Source organism: Acinetobacter psychrotolerans (genome assembly GCF_048552595.1).
Classification (GTDB): Bacteria; Pseudomonadota; Gammaproteobacteria; order Pseudomonadales; family Moraxellaceae; genus Acinetobacter.
Genome location: NZ_JBIMDK010000007.1, coordinates 151,801 through 170,513, shown reverse-complemented (window position 1 = coordinate 170,513; position 18,713 = coordinate 151,801). Strand labels below are relative to the sequence as shown.

The 18,713-nt window shown below is 37.4% G+C and carries 15 protein-coding genes, 1 tRNA gene and 1 pseudogene; 9 read left to right on the top strand and 8 right to left on the bottom strand.

Annotation, left to right across the window (positions count from 1 at the left end; translation table 11 throughout):
- Nucleotides 1-625 precede the first annotated feature (625 nt).
- Together ACG94X_RS08905 and ACG94X_RS08900 are read right to left on the bottom strand one after the other, a co-directional pair.
- A pseudogene (locus tag ACG94X_RS08905) lies at nt 626-1,522 on the bottom strand (IS5 family transposase).
- A 395-nt stretch (nt 1,523-1,917) separates the two neighbouring features.
- Nucleotides 1,918-2,004, bottom strand: a tRNA-Leu gene (locus ACG94X_RS08900).
- A gap of 184 nt (nt 2,005-2,188) precedes the next feature.
- On the opposite strand from ACG94X_RS08900, the gene queA reads away from it, so the two are divergent.
- The 9 genes from queA to secF all read left to right on the top strand — a co-directional run bounded on the left by queA (nt 2,189) and on the right by secF (nt 11,848).
- Nucleotides 2,189-3,223, top strand: coding sequence for a tRNA preQ1(34) S-adenosylmethionine ribosyltransferase-isomerase QueA (queA, locus tag ACG94X_RS08895; RefSeq protein WP_419383370.1), 1,035 nt, complete (start codon nt 2,189-2,191; stop codon nt 3,221-3,223).
- Between the two features lie 373 nt (nt 3,224-3,596).
- Complete coding sequence (locus tag ACG94X_RS08890; protein ID WP_419383364.1) at nt 3,597-4,622, top strand: hypothetical protein; 1,026 nt, start codon at nt 3,597-3,599, stop codon at nt 4,620-4,622.
- A 19-nt stretch (nt 4,623-4,641) separates the two neighbouring features.
- Nucleotides 4,642-5,208: a LemA family protein gene (locus ACG94X_RS08885; protein WP_419383363.1), complete on the top strand. Its 567-nt coding sequence runs from the start codon at nt 4,642-4,644 to the stop codon at nt 5,206-5,208.
- Between the two features lie 253 nt (nt 5,209-5,461).
- On the top strand, nt 5,462-6,283 hold the full coding sequence (locus ACG94X_RS08880) for a hypothetical protein (RefSeq protein WP_419383362.1): 822 nt from the start codon (nt 5,462-5,464) through the stop codon (nt 6,281-6,283).
- Nucleotides 6,284-6,568: 285 nt separating this feature from the next.
- A complete protein-coding gene (locus ACG94X_RS08875) occupies nt 6,569-6,991 on the top strand; it encodes a hypothetical protein (protein ID WP_419383361.1) in 423 nt (140 codons plus the stop codon).
- A 328-nt stretch (nt 6,992-7,319) separates the two neighbouring features.
- Entirely contained in the window at nt 7,320-8,450 is a 1,131-nt protein-coding gene (gene tgt / locus ACG94X_RS08870) for a tRNA guanosine(34) transglycosylase Tgt (protein WP_419383360.1), read from the top strand.
- Between the two features lie 133 nt (nt 8,451-8,583).
- Complete coding sequence (gene yajC / locus ACG94X_RS08865) at nt 8,584-8,913, top strand: preprotein translocase subunit YajC (RefSeq protein WP_419383359.1); 330 nt, start codon at nt 8,584-8,586, stop codon at nt 8,911-8,913.
- Between the two features lie 53 nt (nt 8,914-8,966).
- Nucleotides 8,967-10,868 (top strand): protein translocase subunit SecD, encoded by a 1,902-nt coding sequence (secD, locus tag ACG94X_RS08860; RefSeq protein ID WP_419383358.1) that lies wholly within the window; start codon nt 8,967-8,969, stop codon nt 10,866-10,868.
- 8 nt (nt 10,869-10,876) lie between these two features.
- Nucleotides 10,877-11,848, top strand: coding sequence for a protein translocase subunit SecF (gene secF, locus ACG94X_RS08855; RefSeq protein ID WP_419383357.1), 972 nt, complete (start codon nt 10,877-10,879; stop codon nt 11,846-11,848).
- A 96-nt stretch (nt 11,849-11,944) separates the two neighbouring features.
- Here the strand turns inward: secF and ACG94X_RS08850 are convergent, their stop codons facing one another.
- The 6 genes from ACG94X_RS08850 to ispG form a co-directional block, all read right to left on the bottom strand.
- Nucleotides 11,945-12,649 (bottom strand): 4'-phosphopantetheinyl transferase family protein, encoded by a 705-nt coding sequence (locus ACG94X_RS08850; protein WP_419383356.1) that lies wholly within the window; start codon nt 12,647-12,649, stop codon nt 11,945-11,947.
- A 90-nt stretch (nt 12,650-12,739) separates the two neighbouring features.
- Nucleotides 12,740-14,149 carry a ribosome biogenesis GTPase Der gene (der, locus tag ACG94X_RS08845; protein ID WP_419383355.1) on the bottom strand — a complete coding sequence of 470 codons (1,410 nt, stop codon included), beginning with the start codon at nt 14,147-14,149 and terminating at the stop codon, nt 12,740-12,742.
- Nucleotides 14,150-14,351: 202 nt separating this feature from the next.
- Nucleotides 14,352-15,500 carry an outer membrane protein assembly factor BamB gene (gene bamB / locus ACG94X_RS08840; protein ID WP_419383354.1) on the bottom strand — a complete coding sequence of 383 codons (1,149 nt, stop codon included), beginning with the start codon at nt 15,498-15,500 and terminating at the stop codon, nt 14,352-14,354.
- The gene (locus ACG94X_RS08835; RefSeq protein ID WP_419383353.1) at nt 15,500-16,243 is read right to left on the bottom strand and encodes a YfgM family protein; all 744 of its coding nucleotides are present in this window, start codon (nt 16,241-16,243) and stop codon (nt 15,500-15,502) included. The genes bamB and ACG94X_RS08835 overlap by 1 nt, the downstream gene beginning before the upstream one ends.
- 30 nt (nt 16,244-16,273) lie before the next feature.
- Nucleotides 16,274-17,569, bottom strand: coding sequence for a histidine--tRNA ligase (gene hisS, locus ACG94X_RS08830; protein ID WP_419383352.1), 1,296 nt, complete (start codon nt 17,567-17,569; stop codon nt 16,274-16,276).
- Nucleotides 17,570-17,572: 3 nt separating this feature from the next.
- A complete protein-coding gene (gene ispG / locus ACG94X_RS08825) occupies nt 17,573-18,694 on the bottom strand; it encodes a flavodoxin-dependent (E)-4-hydroxy-3-methylbut-2-enyl-diphosphate synthase (protein WP_419383351.1) in 1,122 nt (373 codons plus the stop codon).
- Nucleotides 18,695-18,713 lie beyond the last annotated feature (19 nt).

The following is an 18,713-nucleotide window of genomic DNA, read 5'->3' as shown; positions in this document are numbered from 1 at the left end:
AACAAAGAAAGTTAAATCCTGTGCTTGACTCTTGTGGTTAAAAACAGGACATTTTAAATGGTTTATCGCATAGACATTTTAATTGGTGAATAACACTAACCTTAAAAATTATTTAAAAACAATATCTTAATAATCCCACATAATCTCAAAATGTCCCAAAAAGCCGTCTTGGAAACAACTCGGCTATTTTTATTCGGATCTGGTATCTTTTGCCAATAAAAATGATCGCTATTTAATCAATTTTGAGTTTTTGTCTGTGTTATCAATCCATCCAGATCTTAAATTATCCCCAATTTCTGCGGATAAATCTTGGGATAAAAATCAGCCAATTTTGTACGCCTAGGCGCACATGGATTCAAGCCTTTTGCGGCTATACGATCTCAAGCAAATTTCCTATCATGAGTATATAGAGAGCAGGATGCTCTAGATAAGAATAACAAGATTAGATACAAGGAATGTAAAGGTACGACAGGAGTCAGACCAACGCATCAAATACGTAAAAAAGCCCGACAGGATGTTGGGCTTTTTTATGCCAAAAATTTATACATATAAATAATTTAACTAATTACTAGGGGCTTTGTTGCACAAAGGCTTGAAAGGCAGAGCTACCCTAAGTGAGCCAAATTTAAGTGGCAACTTGGGTATGAGGGCGACCTAATTCTGTGAATTTATTCAAGACTGCTACGCGTACATGAATCTCGTTCACCTGACTAGGGAAACTCCTTGATGTTAATTTATCACCTAATAATTTGATGCAATGCATCTTGGTTTCCACCAAACTTCGACGGTGATAACCAGACCACTTTTTCCAAAGGGATCTTCCCAGACGTTTGACTGTTTTCAATAACTCATTCAGCTCTATAGACCTCACTTGCTGATCTTTCCATGGCTTTGCATTCTTTCTTGGTAGAATGACCGCATGTGCATCTCGATCTAAAATGATTTGTCGGCAGCATTTAGTGTCATAAGCTCCGTCGGTATAAACAGAGTCAATTCGCTCATCTGGTGGAATTTGATCAAGTAAACCCCCTAGTACTGGCGAATCACTGACATTGTTCGTCGTTAACTGAACAGCCCTTATTTGCAGGGTTTTAGCATCTATACCGATATGCAGTTTACGCCATTGACGATGATATTCAGGCTGATGTTTCTTACGTTTCCATTCACCCTCACCTAAAAACTTCAAACCAGTGGAATCCACGAGTAGATGTAGCCCATCGCTACTTTTTTGGTCGCTAATCGCAATATCAATATGCTTTTGTCTTCTACAGAGGGTAGAATAATCCGGAGCTATCCAATCTAATCCGCAAAGTTTAATCAGACTTTGAACAAAACCTGTAACCATGCGTAGAGAGAGTCGAAAGAGAGATTAGATCATTAAGCAGCATTTTGAATAGCTGTATCGGAGTAGGTCTGATTTCGACCTTGCTTGCCTAGTGATTGTGCATACCGCTCAGTCTTTGGATCAAACCAAATGGAGATGTTTCCTCTATTTATTAATCTTGCGCAGTATACTGCTCATATAAGAGGGCCAATTTGTTGTGCAATAGATTGCGCAGGTTTCTTCATTTGATAATTATATTGCTGGAGAAGCATTTAATGATAGGTTTGTGCAACAAAGCCGATTTGAACTATAAGAGAAACCGTCTCGCTGATGTCTACCCGATTTTTAAGTAAGTGAGCAATATTTTTCTGTTTACCCCTTTTCACAACGGGCTATACATTCAAACAAAAATTCCATTTAGAGGGGCGTAGCTTAAGACATAAGATTAAAAATATAGTAAATAATAGGGCTAATCAGAGCGATGTAGAGAATTTAAATTAAAGAGGTGCAGTCTAAAATAAGTACCTATATGAGTACCTAGAATTTTTATTTAAAGTTATTTATATTTAAAAACATATATTTGAGAAAATATATGGTCCCGAGGGTCGGACTCGAACCGACACGTCATCGCTGACAGTGGATTTTGAGTCCACCGCGTCTACCAATTTCACCACCTCGGGAAAGGTTGTGTGCGTATAATAACGTGTTTCATTTTCTTGTCAACGACAAGTTCTTTCATTTGTTTAAAATTAAATCAGATTTGATTTTTTTGGATTATAAAGCATCAATTTCAGCCTTTAAATTTAAAAAAGACTATACTAGCTAAAGTTTTTAAATTTCAAATGCCAAATACTTCCTCTCATGATGCAACTCTCTGATTTTAATTTTGACCTCCCCGATGAACTTATCGCACGTTATCCACTCGAAACTCGTAGTGCTTCACGCCTTTTGCATTTAAATAATGATGGCTCATATCAAGACCTTCATTTTACCGACATTCACGATTTATTCGAAGACGGTGATTTAATGGTACTGAATGACACCAAAGTCATGAAAGCTCGCTTAAAAGGCAAACGAGCAACAGGAGGTGCAGTAGAGATATTGGTTGAACGTATTTTCAATCAAACCACTGCACATTGTCATATCAAAGCCAGCAACTCGCCGAAAGCAGGCGCAGAACTGTTTATTGGTGACGATCAAATAAAAGTGACAGTTACAGGTCGTCATGAAAACTTATATATAGTTGAATTTTCTCAACCAATTTTAAATGTTTTAGATGTGCACGGTCAGTTACCTATTCCGCCCTACTTCAACCGTGAAGCAGAAGCAGTTGATACAGAACGTTATCAAACGGTTTTCAATGATCCAACCAAATTGGCAAGTGTTGCAGCACCTACTGCAAGTTTACATTTCGATGAGGCTTTACTTTCCAAACTGGAACAGAAAGGCATAAAAAAAGCTTTTGTGACCTTACATGTTGGTGCAGGCACATTCTTACCTGTGCGTACTACCGATATTGAAAATCACATCATGCACAGCGAATGGTGTGATGTTCCACAAGAAACTGTAAAATTAATTCAAGAAACCAAAGCACGAGGTAATAAAGTTATTGCTGTCGGCACAACAGCAACACGTGCCTTAGAAAGTGCGGCGCAAGCATGTAGTGGTCAAATTGGTGCATGGATGGGTGATACGCAAATTTTTATCTATCCAGGATATAAATTCTGTGTTGTAGATCGTCTGATTACCAATTTCCATTTACCAGAATCGACATTACTCATGTTGGTTTCTGCGTTGTCTAATCGTGACAATATTCTCAATGCCTACCAACATGCTGTGGATGAAAAATATCGTTTCTTTAGCTATGGTGATGCAATGTTGGTTGAAAATGCGAATTAATTATTCCACAAAATAAGTTTATGTGGAGTTAATTTAGTTAGCTCCATATTCACCTCTTCAACAATAAATGCTGATCAATCTATAAACTTAAAAGTCTCTTTAACAATAAGTCTCATATAACTACTTAAAATAAAAATGATAGACAATAATCTATTCCATAAAATTCAAATTGAGATGCTTCGTATGCAAAATTTAAAAACTGATAACCGACTTACAATCAAGCTTTCACTCATAAATCACTTTTTCTATGTATTTAATTACTGCATAATCATTAAACTAAAATAACTTTAGAAATTTTGATATCGCAGTAAGGGTGACTGAAATATCTAAAATTTATACTTCGACAACATCATTATATTTAAAAGATTGTGATATGCCTCTAGAAACTGTTGAACGACTTCTACATATTCGTACCAAGAAAAATCAGCACGTGATGCATAACATTGCTCGTCTGTGGGAAATTGGTCAGCAAGCGCAATCTGCTCAAGAAATCTTAGATGGCTTACACCCTTGGGGTGAATGTAAAGATCTTTTTTTCCACAATATTATTCCAAGATTATTGTTTATTTTAGGCATTTTAATTGTTATTTTCGGCACATTTCTTCATTCCTTTATTCCATATCCGCTTAGTCTTCTAACAGGTGCATTGTGTTGCTTTACTGCATATTTAATTTACGAACAAAGCGATCCGATTGATGAAGTGATTTACTTCTTAGAACAACGCATTATGCTGCTAAGATATGATTTACATTTCAATAAAACCCCCAACCATATTTCAGCCGCAGCAAATACAATATTGGTCTTGAGCAAACTCAAGCAAAGCTTTCCTTTATTTTCAAAAGGTAACGTGTCCAACGAAATCGAACAGTTTTGTTCAACGACATGGTTTGACGGTAAGCAACAACATCAAGTCATGCTCTTCCAGTACCATTATGTCGATGAATTTTCATTGCCAAATAGCAATGGCGATCAGAAAAAATTTAGAGAAATCCATAAGAACCAATGGGGTGCTTTTGTTTTCCAAATGCCTGCACTTGGCTTTGCAGCAAGTAATAAACATGATGAATTTATTGCCCCTTATACACAAACATGGAAAACCAGTGATATTTTAGTCAATCAAAAAATACATATTTTTGGCTACGACCAACACCAACTAGCACGTATCATTAGCCCACGTATCACATTAAAAATAAGTGATTTTTTTCAACATTATTCAGGTGATGTGGTATATCATTTTGAAGAAAATATGATGTGTTATTTGGGGGATCAAGACCTATTTCGCACATCACGCAAGAAACAAAATATTACCGATATTTCTCTACTTAGAGGACACTTAAGAAAACTGACAATGCCTGAATATGAAAAATTCAAACAGTGCATGTTAGATTTTATCTCATAATTCATAAGGAACGATTCACATGGGGCTGATCATATTTATTGGAATTTTTGTCATTCTCCTCATTTGGGGCATTATGGTTAGAAATAATATTGTACGTTATTTCAATGCAACCAAACGTGCTTGGTCTGAAGTGGCAAATTTCGAACGTCAGAAAGTTAAAACATTGGAAAGCTTAGAACAAACTTTGGAACAATATACCCAGTTTGAAAAATCGACATTGGAAAAAGTCACAGAATTACGCCAACAAATTTTAAACTTAAATTTAAATAATACGGATGTTTCTCAGCTTCAACATATTGAAAAACTCAATCAAGATTTAATGAAAAGTTTAAATGTGGTGGTAGAGAATTATCCTGAACTCAAAGCCAATACACTGTATGCAAAAATGATGGATGATATTCAGGAACAAAATGAAAATGTTGGTGCAGCAATCACTATTTTTAACCGTAATGTTGAAGAATTTAACAACACGATTGAAGTTTTTCCAAACAACATGATTAACACTATTACTTTAGCTAAAAAATCGATTCGTCCTTTTTCCGATGCTGTCGTCACGCAAAACTTCGATTACAAACCTAATTTTTAGTAGTAGCCCAAACTGTTACAATTTTAAATTAGCTTTTAAAACGTCTGTAAATATTGATAATTAACGACCTTAAATCTAGGTTTGAGGTCAATTACTCAATGAATTATAAATATAGAGTTTTCGTTTTTATATTTTGAAGTTAAAATAAATAGAAGATTAAAAAATAACGAATACTTTTGACTTATTTATAAAATAAAAGTCATGTGTATTTTCACTCATAATGCCAATAAATTAAAAAATGATAGAGATAAAAATGTATAACCCCATAACAGGGCAAGAAACTTTGCTTAAAACGCTTATCACTGATGTTTTTCAGGATTTTTTTTATCGTTATAAAAAAGATAATATCTATGCTTTTGTTTTAGAAGTAGATGAATTATTTGATATTCAATACTTTACCATCTCAACAGAATCTTCAATTTTTGGTGAAACTGAACATAAACAACAATATCTCTTAGAAAAAGACAAATGGAACATGACCAAATGGCGCATCAAGCAAAAAGATACTGAAGAATATAAACAAAGTATCCAACAAAATAAATTAAGTAATGGCTCTGATACATCCATTCTACAAATGTTTGAAAATATTCTACCCAACCATAATGTTGATGAAAAATATGCACTACTGATTGAGCAGTATCAGCAAGCTATTCAGTATATAACTAAAATTTATCACTTAAATACAGATCGTATTTTATTTCTCATTCATTCGAGTGAAGATCCAACCTTAGCAATCAATCAGGCGAATGAACTCAACCCACCAAGTTCGTTATTATTTGAGTTCATTGCAGATTCGAAAATAGATGCAAAAAACCAGCAATCTCAAATGTTTAAATTATCTCAAGCAGATAAAGATATACTCATTGACCTTGCACAAATTGTAAATATTACAGAGCCTTACGATCCACTTTTCATTGCTCATCACGCTTATCTACTGACTTTAGATGCTGAGTTTTCCGAAGTGAATCTGCACATACAAAACTTAATTAAAAATATTTCAGCCACAGATGGACAAGATTTTTCTTTAGATAAAGACGAAGTTTTAAATCTAATAAATCAGTTTTATCAAGTCTAAATAAGCACTTAACAACACATGAATAAAATAGAGTAAATATGCTGAAGCCTAGCAATTGATTGAATAAATTTTAAATGACTTAGTTAATTCACTTTAACCCAGAAACCTATATTTGCATTCAATCACTCACGACTAATCACCATTTGCAAATATTGATGAGATATATCCTATTTTCGTCATCTTTTTAATATAAAAAATGACATTTTGATTATTTTCTGATATTTTTCGCTGACTAAAAAAACAACTTTTTTAAAACAAAACAATCTAAAGATTGGAGAGAACTAAATGTTAAAAAAACTATTCATGATGTTATGCCTATGCTTTTTATGGCATGCTCCTGCGCAAGCTAAAGGCTTATTGGTATTTAATACTGGCGACGAAATGTTCCAAGTCGGTGCTTTTCCAAAAGAAGTATTAAGCCAATACGAAGAACTTACAAATTTAAATGTTGGATACAAATGTAGTCACTTCGGTATTTTATGGGCGGATGTAAAAACTTGGGACTGCACTATGGTCGGAATGACCTCAGCTGAACCCGATACTTTTTATGAGTTACCGACTGACGTGGTGGCAACTTTAAGTAAAAATCCAGAATATCAAGAAAATAAAATGCAACGTAATTTTTGGAATCATTACGGCATATTCATTATTGTACTGTTGATCGTTGGCTTCTTTGCAATTGGTCGCATGTCTAAAAATGAAAACTAATTTTTTAGATTCATTGTCATGACTCGATACACTTTCATGATACGACAATGAATACATATTAAAAAAAGCGAACAATTGTTCGCTTTTTTACGTTTCGATTATAAATAATTGAAGTGAAAAAATCAGTTTATGCATAAGTAAATACATGAGTAACTTAGGTAAAATCAAATAATTAATCAATTTTTATCATATTGATTGCTTGTATTTTTTTAAATTTAAACATAATGAAAAGTAACATGACTGGTATTCGACCACAAAATCGGAGAAAATAGTCCCCTTTTGCAATTTTCAATCAGCGAACTGTCTTTTCGCCAGATTTAGGTTATTTATGAAGTTTGAAAAATTAGGCCAGTCGGGTCGTGCCCGTCGTGGTCGTTTAACATTAGAACACGGTGTCATTGAAACACCTGTGTTCATGCCAGTAGGTACTTACGGTACAGTTAAAGGCATGCTGCCACGTGATATTGAAGATATCAAAGCACAAATTATTTTAGGTAATACCTTCCATCTTTATTTACGTCCAGGTTTAGACGTCATTCGTGAACATGGCGGCTTACATGAGTTTATGAAATGGGGTAAACCTATTTTAACAGATTCGGGCGGCTTCCAAGTTTTTAGCTTAGGCGCAATGCGTAAAATCAAAGAAGAAGGTGTGACGTTTCGCTCTCCTATCGATGGTTCAAAAGTTTTCTTATCACCTGAAATTTCAATGGATATTCAACATACCTTGAATTCAGATATCGTGATGATTTTTGACGAATGCACCCCATATCCTGCAACACATGAAGAAGCACAGAAATCTTTACAACTTTCTTTGCGTTGGGCAAAACGTTGTAAGACTCAGCATCATGATGTTCTAAAAAATCGAAATGCCTTATTTGGAATCATCCAAGGTGGCATGTATGAAGATTTGCGTGAAGAATCTTTAAAAGGTCTGAAAGAAATTGATTTTGATGGTTTCGCAATTGGTGGTTTGTCTGTAGGCGAGCCAAAAGACGAAATGATCAAAGTGTTAGATTATCTTCCTGCAATGATGCCAGCAGATAAACCGCGCTATTTAATGGGTGTGGGCAAACCAGAAGACATCGTTGAAGCCATTCGTCGTGGTGTCGATATGTTTGACTGTGTAATGCCTACGCGTAATGCACGTAATGGTCATTACTTTGTAACGGATGGTTTGGTACGTATTCGTAATAGTCAATATCGCCATGACCAAAACCCGCTTGACTCACATTGCGACTGCTATACCTGTAGTAATTTCACCCGTGCTTATTTATTCCATTTAGAAAAATGTGGAGAAATGCTCGGTTCAATGCTCGGTACGATCCATAATTTACGTTATTACCAACGCTTTACCCAAGATATTCGTGATGCACTTGATAATGGTACTTTTGATGAATACGTTGCAGATTTCTATCAGCGTCGTGGTTTAGAAGTTCCTCCTTGTCCTGAAGATTAATGCCCCAATATAAAACTGAATTGAAGATTAATTCAACAGTATTTGCGCTGAACCCCAAGACAAGGTAAATTGCAAAACAAGTCAATTTAAAAGCTATGAAAATGGCAAAATTTTTTTACTTTAGGAATCTGAAATGAGCTTATTTATTTCTTCTGCTCACGCTGCAGCAGCACCCGCTCAAGGCCCAGGCATGATGGCAAACATATTGATGATTGCAGTATTTGTTGCAATCTTCTATTTCCTTATCTGGCGCCCTCAAGCAAAACGTGCAAAAGAACACCGTACTTTAATCGAAAGCTTAGGTGTCGGTAGTGAAGTTGTATTTGCAGGTGGCTTAATGGGTCGCATCACTAAAATTGATGGTGACTTTGCAGTTGTTGAATTAAGCAAAGGAAATGATGTAAAAGTTCAACGTGCAAGTGTCATTTCAGTACTGCCTGAAGGCACATTAAATAACCTTTAATCATAAGACAAGTCGTGCATGAGCACGACTTTTTCATTTTAAGAAGAAAGCAAATGCGTTACCCAGCATGGAAATATATACTGATCCTAGTGGTACTTGTGATCAGTACATTATACGCACTGCCTAGTTTGTATCCGGATGAACCTGCTGTTCAGATTTCTGGCGCCAAGGCTGGTACCATTATTGATCAATCAGTGATACAAAAAGCAGAGCAAATTTTAAAAAGCGATAATATTGCCAGTCATGACAATACATTCACCAATAATGCAGCCTTACTACGTTTAGATAACTCAGAAGCACAGCTCAAAGCCAAAGAAGCTTTAAGTACAGGCTTAGGTGATAATTATACGGTCGCATTAAACCTTGCACCAACCACACCTGAGTGGTTGCAAAAAATTGGTGCTAAGCCAATGAAGCTTGGTTTGGACTTACGTGGTGGTGTTCATTTCCTACTAGAAGTAGATATGAATAAAGCCATTGAACAACGTATGGAAACATCTGCAACTGATTTACGTCGTGCATTCCGTGAAAATAAAATTAATTTTAATAGCCTTTCATTGAATAACAATGCAATTACGATTCAGTTTGCTAATAATGATGACCGTGCTGCTGCAATGGATTTTTTACGTCGTGATGGCAACAAATATACGCAACAAGCGCTTGCAACCTCTACAGGTTCAACGCTTAAACTGACGTATAACGAAGCAACACAACAAGAAATTCAATCTTATGCATTGAATCAAAACTTAACTACTTTACGTAACCGTATTAACGAGTTAGGTGTTGCAGAAGCATTAGTTCAAACTCAAGGTAGTAACCGTATTGTCGTGGAACTTCCAGGCGTACAAGACACTGCTGAAGCTAAACGTGTTTTAGGTCGTACTGCGAACTTAGAGTTTCGCTTAGTGTCTGATTTAAATGATCAATATATTGACCGTGCAACGGGTAAATATAATGGTCAGCCTTTACCTCCAGGTACTGAAGTATTCGCTTTTGAATCTTTAGACAGTGGTCGTGAGCTTTTATTAAACCGTAACCGTATTTTAACAGGTGAACGTGTTCAAAATGCTTCGAGTGGTTTTAGCCAAGATACTGGTGGTTCTGAAGTCAATATTACTCTAGATACTGCGGGTGGTAAGCTGTTATCCGATGCTACACGTAATGCTGTTGGCAAACGTATGGCAGTATTGTTTATTGAAAATAAACAAAAAATCACCTCTGTTGTCGACCCTGTAACAGGTACGATGACTGAAGTCCGTACACCTTATACAGAATCTGTTGTTATTAATGCTGCAACGATTCAAGCAGTATTAGGCTCTTCATTCCGTATTACAGGTCTAGATTCTCCACAAGAGTCTGCCGAACTTGCACTGATGTTACGTGCAGGTGCTTTAGCTGCACCAATGTACTTTGTAGAAGAGCGTGTAGTTGGTCCAAGTCTTGGTCAAGAAAATATTGATAAAGGTGTCACCTCTACAGTTGTCGGTTTTTTACTTGTTGCAATTTGGATGGTTGTTTTCTTCCGTCTATTCGGCTTAATTGCTGACTTTGCACTGGTTGTAAACTTAGCCATGTTATTGACTGTCATGTCATGGATCGGGGCTTCTTTAACCCTTCCAGGGATTGCAGGTATCGTCATCACGATTGGTATGGCAGTCGATGCCAACGTACTAATCTGTGAGCGAATACGAGAGGAAATGCGTTGGGGCGCTTCGCCCAAACAAGCCATTATTGCAGGTTATGATCGAGCATATAACACCATTCTCGACTCAAACTTAACTACATTCTTGGTTGCATTTATCTTGTTTGCCATTGGTACAGGCCCGATCAAAGGCTTTGCCGTGACACTGATGATTGGTATCGTGTGTTCGATGTTTACGGCAATTACCGTAACACGTGCCATTATCCAATTGATCTATGGCAGAAAACGTAACTTGAATAAGTTGAGCATATAAGGAGATCTATGATGACTGATGTGACTCAACCGACAAAGAAATACGGACGCCCAGATGATGAACGTGTAATTAATTTCATGAAGATTGCCAAACCAGCGGCGATCTTCTCGATCTTATTAACCATCGCAAGTATTTTCTTCATTGCAACGAAAGGTCTAAATCTTGGTTTAGATTTTACAGGTGGTGTTTCTGCGGAGTTGAATTATCAACAGGCAGCGAAACCGACTGAAATTATTGAAAATCTAGACAAAGCGGGCTTTAAAGATGCTGTTGTACAAACTTTAGGAAGTAATAAAGATCTTATTGTTCGTATGCCTGCACAAGATGTTGCCGTTGAAGATTTAAGCAATGCTTTGACTAAAGCAGTTCAATTGCCAAATAACCCTGCTGTCGTACATAAGGTCGATTCTGTAGGTGGTCAAGTTGGTAATGAGCTGTATTTACGCTCTGCGGGTGCTGTAGCGCTTGCAATGCTACTCATGTTGATCTACGTCACTATTCGCTTCGAGTTTAAACTTGCAGTGGGTGCAGTGCTTTCATTGCTACATGACGTTATTGTCACACTGGGTATTTTTGCGATGATGCAATGGCCGTTTGACTTAACGGTACTTGCAGCGGTATTGGCACTTATCGGCTTCTCACTCAACGATAACATCGTTGTATCAGACCGTATTCGTGAAAACTTCCGTAAGATTCGTGGTGCAACACCTTTAGAAATCGTCAATATTGCATTGACTGAAACCTTAAAACGTACCATTCACACTTCTATGACATTATTACTGGTTGTACTGGCAATGATGATCTTAGGCGGCGATGGCTTACACTGGTTCTCTGTTGCAATGTTTGTTGGTGTATTTGTAGGTACTTACTCTTCGATCTATATCGGCACTGCATTTGCGCTATGGCGTGGTCTAAACCGTCAAGACTTTATTGTACAAGTTAAACCTGAATTTGAAGATGAAGAACATATTCCTCAATAATTTTTAGTTTTAATATCAAAAATAGCTCATCTTTGGATGGGCTTTTTTGTGGCTATAAAGTGTAAATACGATGATTTCAACTTCACTTATAAATCATCAATGCTGAATAATTTGAATTTTCGGAAATACAAAACCTTCACACGACAATGCTGAACGCCATGCAACTGTGAGCATGACATGACCTAAATTAAAATTCTGATAAGCAAAACTACCCAACTGTATGTGCGTACACACTCCCCCATCGTTAATTGGATGAATGCCAGTGTTTAGCTGATTTAGACTCAGACGAATTCCAAAACCTGAAGCTTTTAAAATTGCCTCTTTCGTCGTCCAAACCTTAAACCAAAATGTAGGATCACAATCTAAATCTTGCCACATTTGATATTCTTCTGGATGAAAAGCATGCTTTGCCAATGCATCAAAACGAACTGTACGATCTAGATCTTCAACATCCACGCCTAGATCAGCTATTTTCAAACTACTGACTAAAGCATAATTTTTTTGACTATGGGAATGATTAAATGCAAGTTGAGAATAATCACGTAAATAAGGTTTACCATATTCAGTTTTAGTCATGTCATCATTCGTAATCACAAGTTTAGGATTTTCTTGATTGGTCGAGTCTTGATGAATACAGTCTTGACGGGTGATTTCTGTAGAAATCAAACAAGATAAAACTTGATTACGATATTGATAAATCGCATATTTAAGTTCTTGAATTTGACTGCTTCGATCCGCTGCTTGAAAACACGGAATAATATTTTGAATCGCATTCAGGTCTACTTGTATTATACGATTCACTAAAACACCCAACTATTTTGAATATTGTCATATCTTAAAATAAAAAAACCCAAAGATCACTTTGGGTTTTGATATCACAAGAATATAAAATTAATTTTTATATTTCTTTTCAGCTTTCTTAAACTTCTGAACATAGCGACGTTTACGCGCAGCTACACGCTCATTCATCATCGATTTACGACCTTCAAATGGATTTTCAGAGGTTTTAAAATCAACACGTACAGGCGTACCTTCAAGATTATAAACTTTACGGAACACATTTTCTAAATAACGACGGTAGTCCGCAGGCGTTTTATCAACTTTATTACCATGAATAATAATCGTTGGTGGGTTTTGTCCGCCCATATGTGCATAACGCATTTTAATACGCTTACCAGCAATCATTGGTGGTTGATGTGCATCAGTCGCATCACTCAAAATTTGAGTTAATTTTGCAGGTGATACTTTCAAATGTGATGAATCAAAAGCACGATGGATCGATGGGTACATTTCCCCAACACCCGTCCCATGCAATGCAGAAATCAAATGCACTTTCGCCCAAGGGATAAAGTCAAAACGACGATCTACATCTAATTTACATTGTTTACGGTCATATTCAGTCATGTTGTCCCATTTGTTAATGGCGATCACCATGGCACGCCCAGCTTCAAGCGCATAACCAATTAAATGTAAATCTTGTTCTACCACACCTTCACGTGCATCTAAGACGACAACAATGACATGTGCATCTTTAATCGCTTGTAAAGTTTTTACGATTGAGAATTTCTCAATCATTTCATCCACACGACCTTTACGACGTACACCAGCAGTATCAATTAATGTGTATTGACGACCATCACGTTCAAAAGGAATGTAAATAGAATCGCGTGTTGTACCTGGTTCATCAAATGCAACAACACGTTCTTCGCCCAATAAGCGGTTAACCAGTGTTGATTTACCTACGTTTGGACGACCAATAATCGCTAAGCGTAAACCTGTTGCCTTGTCGTGCTCTTCGTCACTTTCATCTTCTGGGATGTCTTGAAGAACATCTTCAAGCATTTGCTGTACACCACGACCATGACTAGCTGCAACTTGTAAAGGCTCACCCATACCAAGTTTATAGAACTCAACTAAAGCTGCTTCTGCATGAACACCATCAACTTTATTGGCAACAAGGTAAATTTTCTTACCTAAAGTACGCAATTCACGTGCAATTTGTTCATCTGAAGCCAATAGCCCTGCACGAGCATCAACAACAAAAACGATAATATCTGCTTCATTGATGGCAGTTTTTGACTGTTCCGCCATGTATGTATCGATACCACCTTCATTTTCGCCAATACCACCAGTATCAACAACAATAAAGGATTTATTTTCATATACAGCATCGCCATATTTACGGTCACGAGTTAGACCTGCAAAATCGGCAACAAGTGCATCACGGCTCTTGGTAATCTGGTTGAATAACGTTGATTTGCCGACGTTCGGACGACCAATGAGCGCAATTACGGGTTTCATAAAATAACCTTTATTCAAGATCAGCCAGTATGACTGGTCTGAACATCAGAAACGTATAGGAGGGATGAATAGGAAAAACCTAAAATAAAAACACGGGGTATTGATTTTGCAATCACCCCGTGCATGAAATTCATAGAGATTGCCCTATTTTAGCATAAGACTAAAAAAATAGAGAATCCTAATAGTGTCCGTGAATAGAACCTTAACGATTTTGCCAAATACTTAAAGCGCCTTTACGTGTAGAAACATAAAGTTGATTATCAATAACGCGTAAAGTACGGACTTCACCACTGGTCTTAACACGACCTAAAGTTGTTCCTGTATTTGGATCAATTTGGTGTAAATAACCATCCAAATCACCAATTACTAAGTTTTGCCCTAACAGAACAGCATTACTTAGATTACGATTTAAAAGTTGTTCATTTTTCCAAATTTCTTGTCCAGTGATCAAATCACGAGCAATCACTTGACCATCTGTTTGCGATACGATGACTTTGCCATCGGTCACTTCTGGACGGTTAATACTGCTTGAGTTTTCACTCCACAATACACGCTGTGAAGCTAAATCTAAAACAGTAACTTGACCTTGAAAGCTTGTCGTTACAACATATTGTCCAGCAACAACAGGCTCTGCATCTACATCGATTAGACGTTGGATATCTGAACGACCTTCTGAAACAGCTACACGGCGCTGTAAACGAGGTATACCAGACAAGCTGTCAATCGCGTAAATATAACCTGTTGATGTTGCAACAAGAATAGTTCGTGGGTCTAGGCTAACTGGTGCTGCTTGACCACGTAAGCTGAAAGAAGCATTTGGTAACTTGTACGTCCAAGTTTGCTGACCTGTTTCTTCATCAAGTGCATAAACAGTTGCATCATTGGTCACAACAATCACACGACCTGACTGAATCAGTGCTGAGCTAATAACTGCGCCAGACAACTGTGCAGACCACTTTTGAGCACCTGTCGTTTGGTCTAATGCAAATACTTGCCCTTTTTGGTTACCAACAACCACTAAGCCATCGGCAGCTTCTACACCAGAACTTAAGCCTTGTTTAGTGACTTTGCTTTCCCAAAGACGCTGCTTGCCTTTATAAGCAGAGACTTCACCTTTTGGATCTAATACAAAAACAACACCGTTGTCTGAATCTAAACGAAGACGCAAAGCATCTTCTTTGCTTGTAGCAGAAACATTCGTTGCAAATACTTGAACTAAACTAGAAGCTTGAGCAACTTTCGGCAGAGGATTCGGCTTAACTTTAACTTCTTTGACTTTATTACTCGAACAGCCAATTAAAGCTATCGATAAGATTGCTAAAGCAAACGGTATTTTAAATTTTTTATCCATTAAGACTTATCCACTCGTGTTTCCATTGCAGGCTGCTCAGCACCAGAACCATCCACTTGCGTTTCTAAAACTGGGCGTTCAAGTTCAGGATCATCTACTAATACACCAACACTTTCGAGTTTAATTTGTAAAATTTGACGTTCCTGTTTACGCTCAAGAACCGCATTCCATGCTGCTTGATACGATTTTTTTGCATTTTCAATGTCACTTTTTGCAAAGTAAATATCACCTTTTAGCTCTTCCGCGCTTGCTTTAAAAGCAGGATCCGTCACAGCTGACAAGGTTTTCAATGCTTCATCAAATTTCTTTTGCGCCAATTGCGAGTCTGCAAGTTTGATTTTTACAATTTGTAACAGACCAGCATCTTTTAGCTTAGAATTTTCAACTTTTTTCAGCTCACGTTCAGCCGTTGCATAATCATTTTTATCATAGGCAAGTCGCGCCATGACCATCTGTGCTTGAACAGCTTGAACGGAATCTGGATTATCTTTTACAATTTTATCTGCAGAAGCAGCTAACATGGCAAATGCTTTAGCATCACCTTTTGCTGCTTTGGCATCGTCCATCAATTGTTGAACTTTGGCTGTCGCGATCTGATTTTCAGCCAAAGTTTTCTTTTGCCAATATTCCCAACCGAAAAAGGCAATCAACGCAATTAACACGCCACTGAACATAGCCGAGCCATATTTCTTAAAAAATGACTTTAAACCATCAAGTTGTTCTTCGTCAGTCATTGCGCTCATTTGACTCCCCTTATCCTTATGATTATCAGCTTATTTTGATGAAAATTTTTCAATGAAAAACGGTACAATTTCAGATACCACAATTTCATATTGTTCTGCTGTTGCAAGCTCTTTAATTAAAACTTGCTGGGCCCCCGCTTCACGCTCACCAAAGATCAAGGCATATACAGCACCAGATTGGTCTGCCTTTTTCATTTGGCTCTTCATTGAACCTTGTGAGCCCGTTTTTAAACGTATTGTGCTATTCGTTGCTTCAAGCTGATCACGAATCTGTTCTGCTAAAACCAAAGCTTTGCCTTGTGTTACAGGATCTGAAAGCAAGAACAATTCACACTCACGAATAGGTGTATTGTCTTCAAGCTGTTCCAGAAGAAGCAGTAAACGCTCCATACCCATCGCAAAACCAACAGCAGGAACAGATTGATCAGGCTTGCCTTTCAATTGTCCAACTAAACCGTCATAACGACCACCTGCACATACAGTTCCTTGTGAACCTAGATGCGTAGTTGTCCATTCAAAAACAGTTTTGTTGTAATAATCTAAACCACGAACCAGTTTTTGATTAATCACAAACGGAATTCCAGCATCTGTTAAATACTGCTGCAATTGCGCAAAGTGATTCATGCTATCTTCTTTCAAGAAATCATGCAATTTCGGCGCATTTTCAAGAATTTGCTGAGTTTTTGCATCTTTTGAATCTAGAATACGTAATGGATTAGTCGTCAAACGACGTTGCGAATCTTCATCCAAATCAGCTTTATGCGCATTTAAAAATTCAACCAAAGCTGCACGATATTCTGCTCGCTCATCCAACTCACCCAACGTATTCAACTCAAGCTGAACTTTATCAGACACACCCATGCGTTTCCACAGACGCGCTGTCAATAAAATCACTTCCGCATCTTGATCAGGCGTTGCGACCCCAAAAGTTTCCACACCAAATTGGTGAAATTGACGATAACGCCCTTTTTGCGGTTTTTCATAGCGGAACATTGGTCCTACATACCAAACACGCGGGTTTGCACCACGGAGTAAGTTATGTTCCAACATTGCACGCACACAACCTGCCGTACCTTCCGGACGTAAAGTCAAAGACTCAGGTGGATTACCTTTATCAAAAAAGGTATACATTTCTTTTTCGACAATATCCGTTGCATCACCAATCGAACGCTTGAACAAATGGGTTTGCTCAACAATCGGTAGACGAATTTGCTGATAACCATAAGCATCCATAAGTGATGCTAAATGTTGCTCAAGACGTCTCCAAGCAGCTGTTTGCGTAGGAAGAACGTCATTAAAACCTTTAATTGCGACAATTGAACTCATGATCTACTCAGAAAAACTTGTGCGAATAATCTCTTTAGATTTAGCTTTTTCAAGCTCTATAACTCGTTGACGAACCATCGTTTCGATTTCATCAACCAACTGATCAGTATCTATTAAATGGCTTTTTTCACCATTACGATACACCAGTGAACGAGGACTCGCACCCACCACACCAATATCGGCTTCTTTGGCTTCACCTGGCCCATTTACTTTACAACCAATGACAGATACATCCATTGGTGTACGAATATCTTCTAAACGCTCTTCTAAAGCTTGCATCACTTTAATCACGTTAAACTCTTGACGTGAACAGCTTGGGCAAGCAATAAAATTAATTCCGTTTGAACGAAGACTCAGCGATTTGAGAATATCAAACCCAATCTTCACTTCTTCTTCAGGATCAGCTGCCAATGAAATACGCATGGTGTCACCAATGCCTTCCATTAATAAGCCACCCAAAGCAATTGCAGATTTAACTGAACCAGTACGATATATGCCGGCTTCAGTTACACCTAAATGCAATGGATTATCAACCTGTTGTGATAATAAACGATAAGCATCCATGGTTAAAAATACATTCGATGCTTTAACCGAAATTTTAAATTCATGAAAATTTAAACGATCAAGTATATCGATATGACGCATCGCAGATTCAAGCAAAGCTTGACCTGTAGGTTCACCATATTTCTTTTGAATGTCTTTCTCTAAAGAACCTGCATTCACACCAATACGCATAGAAATATCATGATGACGCGCTGCTGCAACCACTTCACGAATTTTTGCTTCAGAACCGATATTACCAGGATTAATTCGTAGACAATCCGCACCCATATCCGCTACTTTCAATGCGATTTTATAATCGAAATGAATGTCTGCGACCAAAGGAACTGTGACACGTTTACGAATTTCACCAAAGGCTTCAGCTGCTTCTATAGACGGCACAGAAACACGCATGATATCTGCACCAATATCTGCACAACGTTGAATCTGTGCAACTGTTGCATCGACATCGCAGGTTTCAGTATTGGTCATACTTTGGATGCTAATTGGTGCATCGCCACCCACATACACAGAACCCACTCGAATTTTTCGCGTTGGGCGGCGTTTGATAGGATTCTCAATCATGATCTTGTCTACTCTTGAT

Bases quoted from the DNA above. Each gene is read 5' to 3' on its own strand.
- der (WP_419383355.1), bottom strand. From the start codon at position 14,149: ATGAAACCCGTAATTGCGCTCATTGGTCGTCCGAACGTCGGCAAATCA.
- ispG (WP_419383351.1), bottom strand. From the start codon at position 18,694: ATGATTGAGAATCCTATCAAACGCCGCCCAACGCGAAAAATTCGAGTG.
- secD (WP_419383358.1), top strand. From the start codon at position 8,967: ATGCGTTACCCAGCATGGAAATATATACTGATCCTAGTGGTACTTGTG.
- tgt (WP_419383360.1), top strand. From the start codon at position 7,320: ATGAAGTTTGAAAAATTAGGCCAGTCGGGTCGTGCCCGTCGTGGTCGT.
- bamB (WP_419383354.1), bottom strand. From the start codon at position 15,500: ATGGATAAAAAATTTAAAATACCGTTTGCTTTAGCAATCTTATCGATA.
- yajC (WP_419383359.1), top strand. From the start codon at position 8,584: ATGAGCTTATTTATTTCTTCTGCTCACGCTGCAGCAGCACCCGCTCAA.
- ACG94X_RS08885 (WP_419383363.1), top strand. From the start codon at position 4,642: ATGGGGCTGATCATATTTATTGGAATTTTTGTCATTCTCCTCATTTGG.
- hisS (WP_419383352.1), bottom strand. From the start codon at position 17,569: ATGAGTTCAATTGTCGCAATTAAAGGTTTTAATGACGTTCTTCCTACG.
- queA (WP_419383370.1), top strand. From the start codon at position 2,189: ATGCAACTCTCTGATTTTAATTTTGACCTCCCCGATGAACTTATCGCA.
- ACG94X_RS08875 (WP_419383361.1), top strand. From the start codon at position 6,569: ATGTTAAAAAAACTATTCATGATGTTATGCCTATGCTTTTTATGGCAT.
- ACG94X_RS08835 (WP_419383353.1), bottom strand. From the start codon at position 16,243: ATGAGCGCAATGACTGACGAAGAACAACTTGATGGTTTAAAGTCATTT.
- secF (WP_419383357.1), top strand. From the start codon at position 10,877: ATGATGACTGATGTGACTCAACCGACAAAGAAATACGGACGCCCAGAT.
- ACG94X_RS08880 (WP_419383362.1), top strand. From the start codon at position 5,462: ATGTATAACCCCATAACAGGGCAAGAAACTTTGCTTAAAACGCTTATC.
- ACG94X_RS08890 (WP_419383364.1), top strand. From the start codon at position 3,597: ATGCCTCTAGAAACTGTTGAACGACTTCTACATATTCGTACCAAGAAA.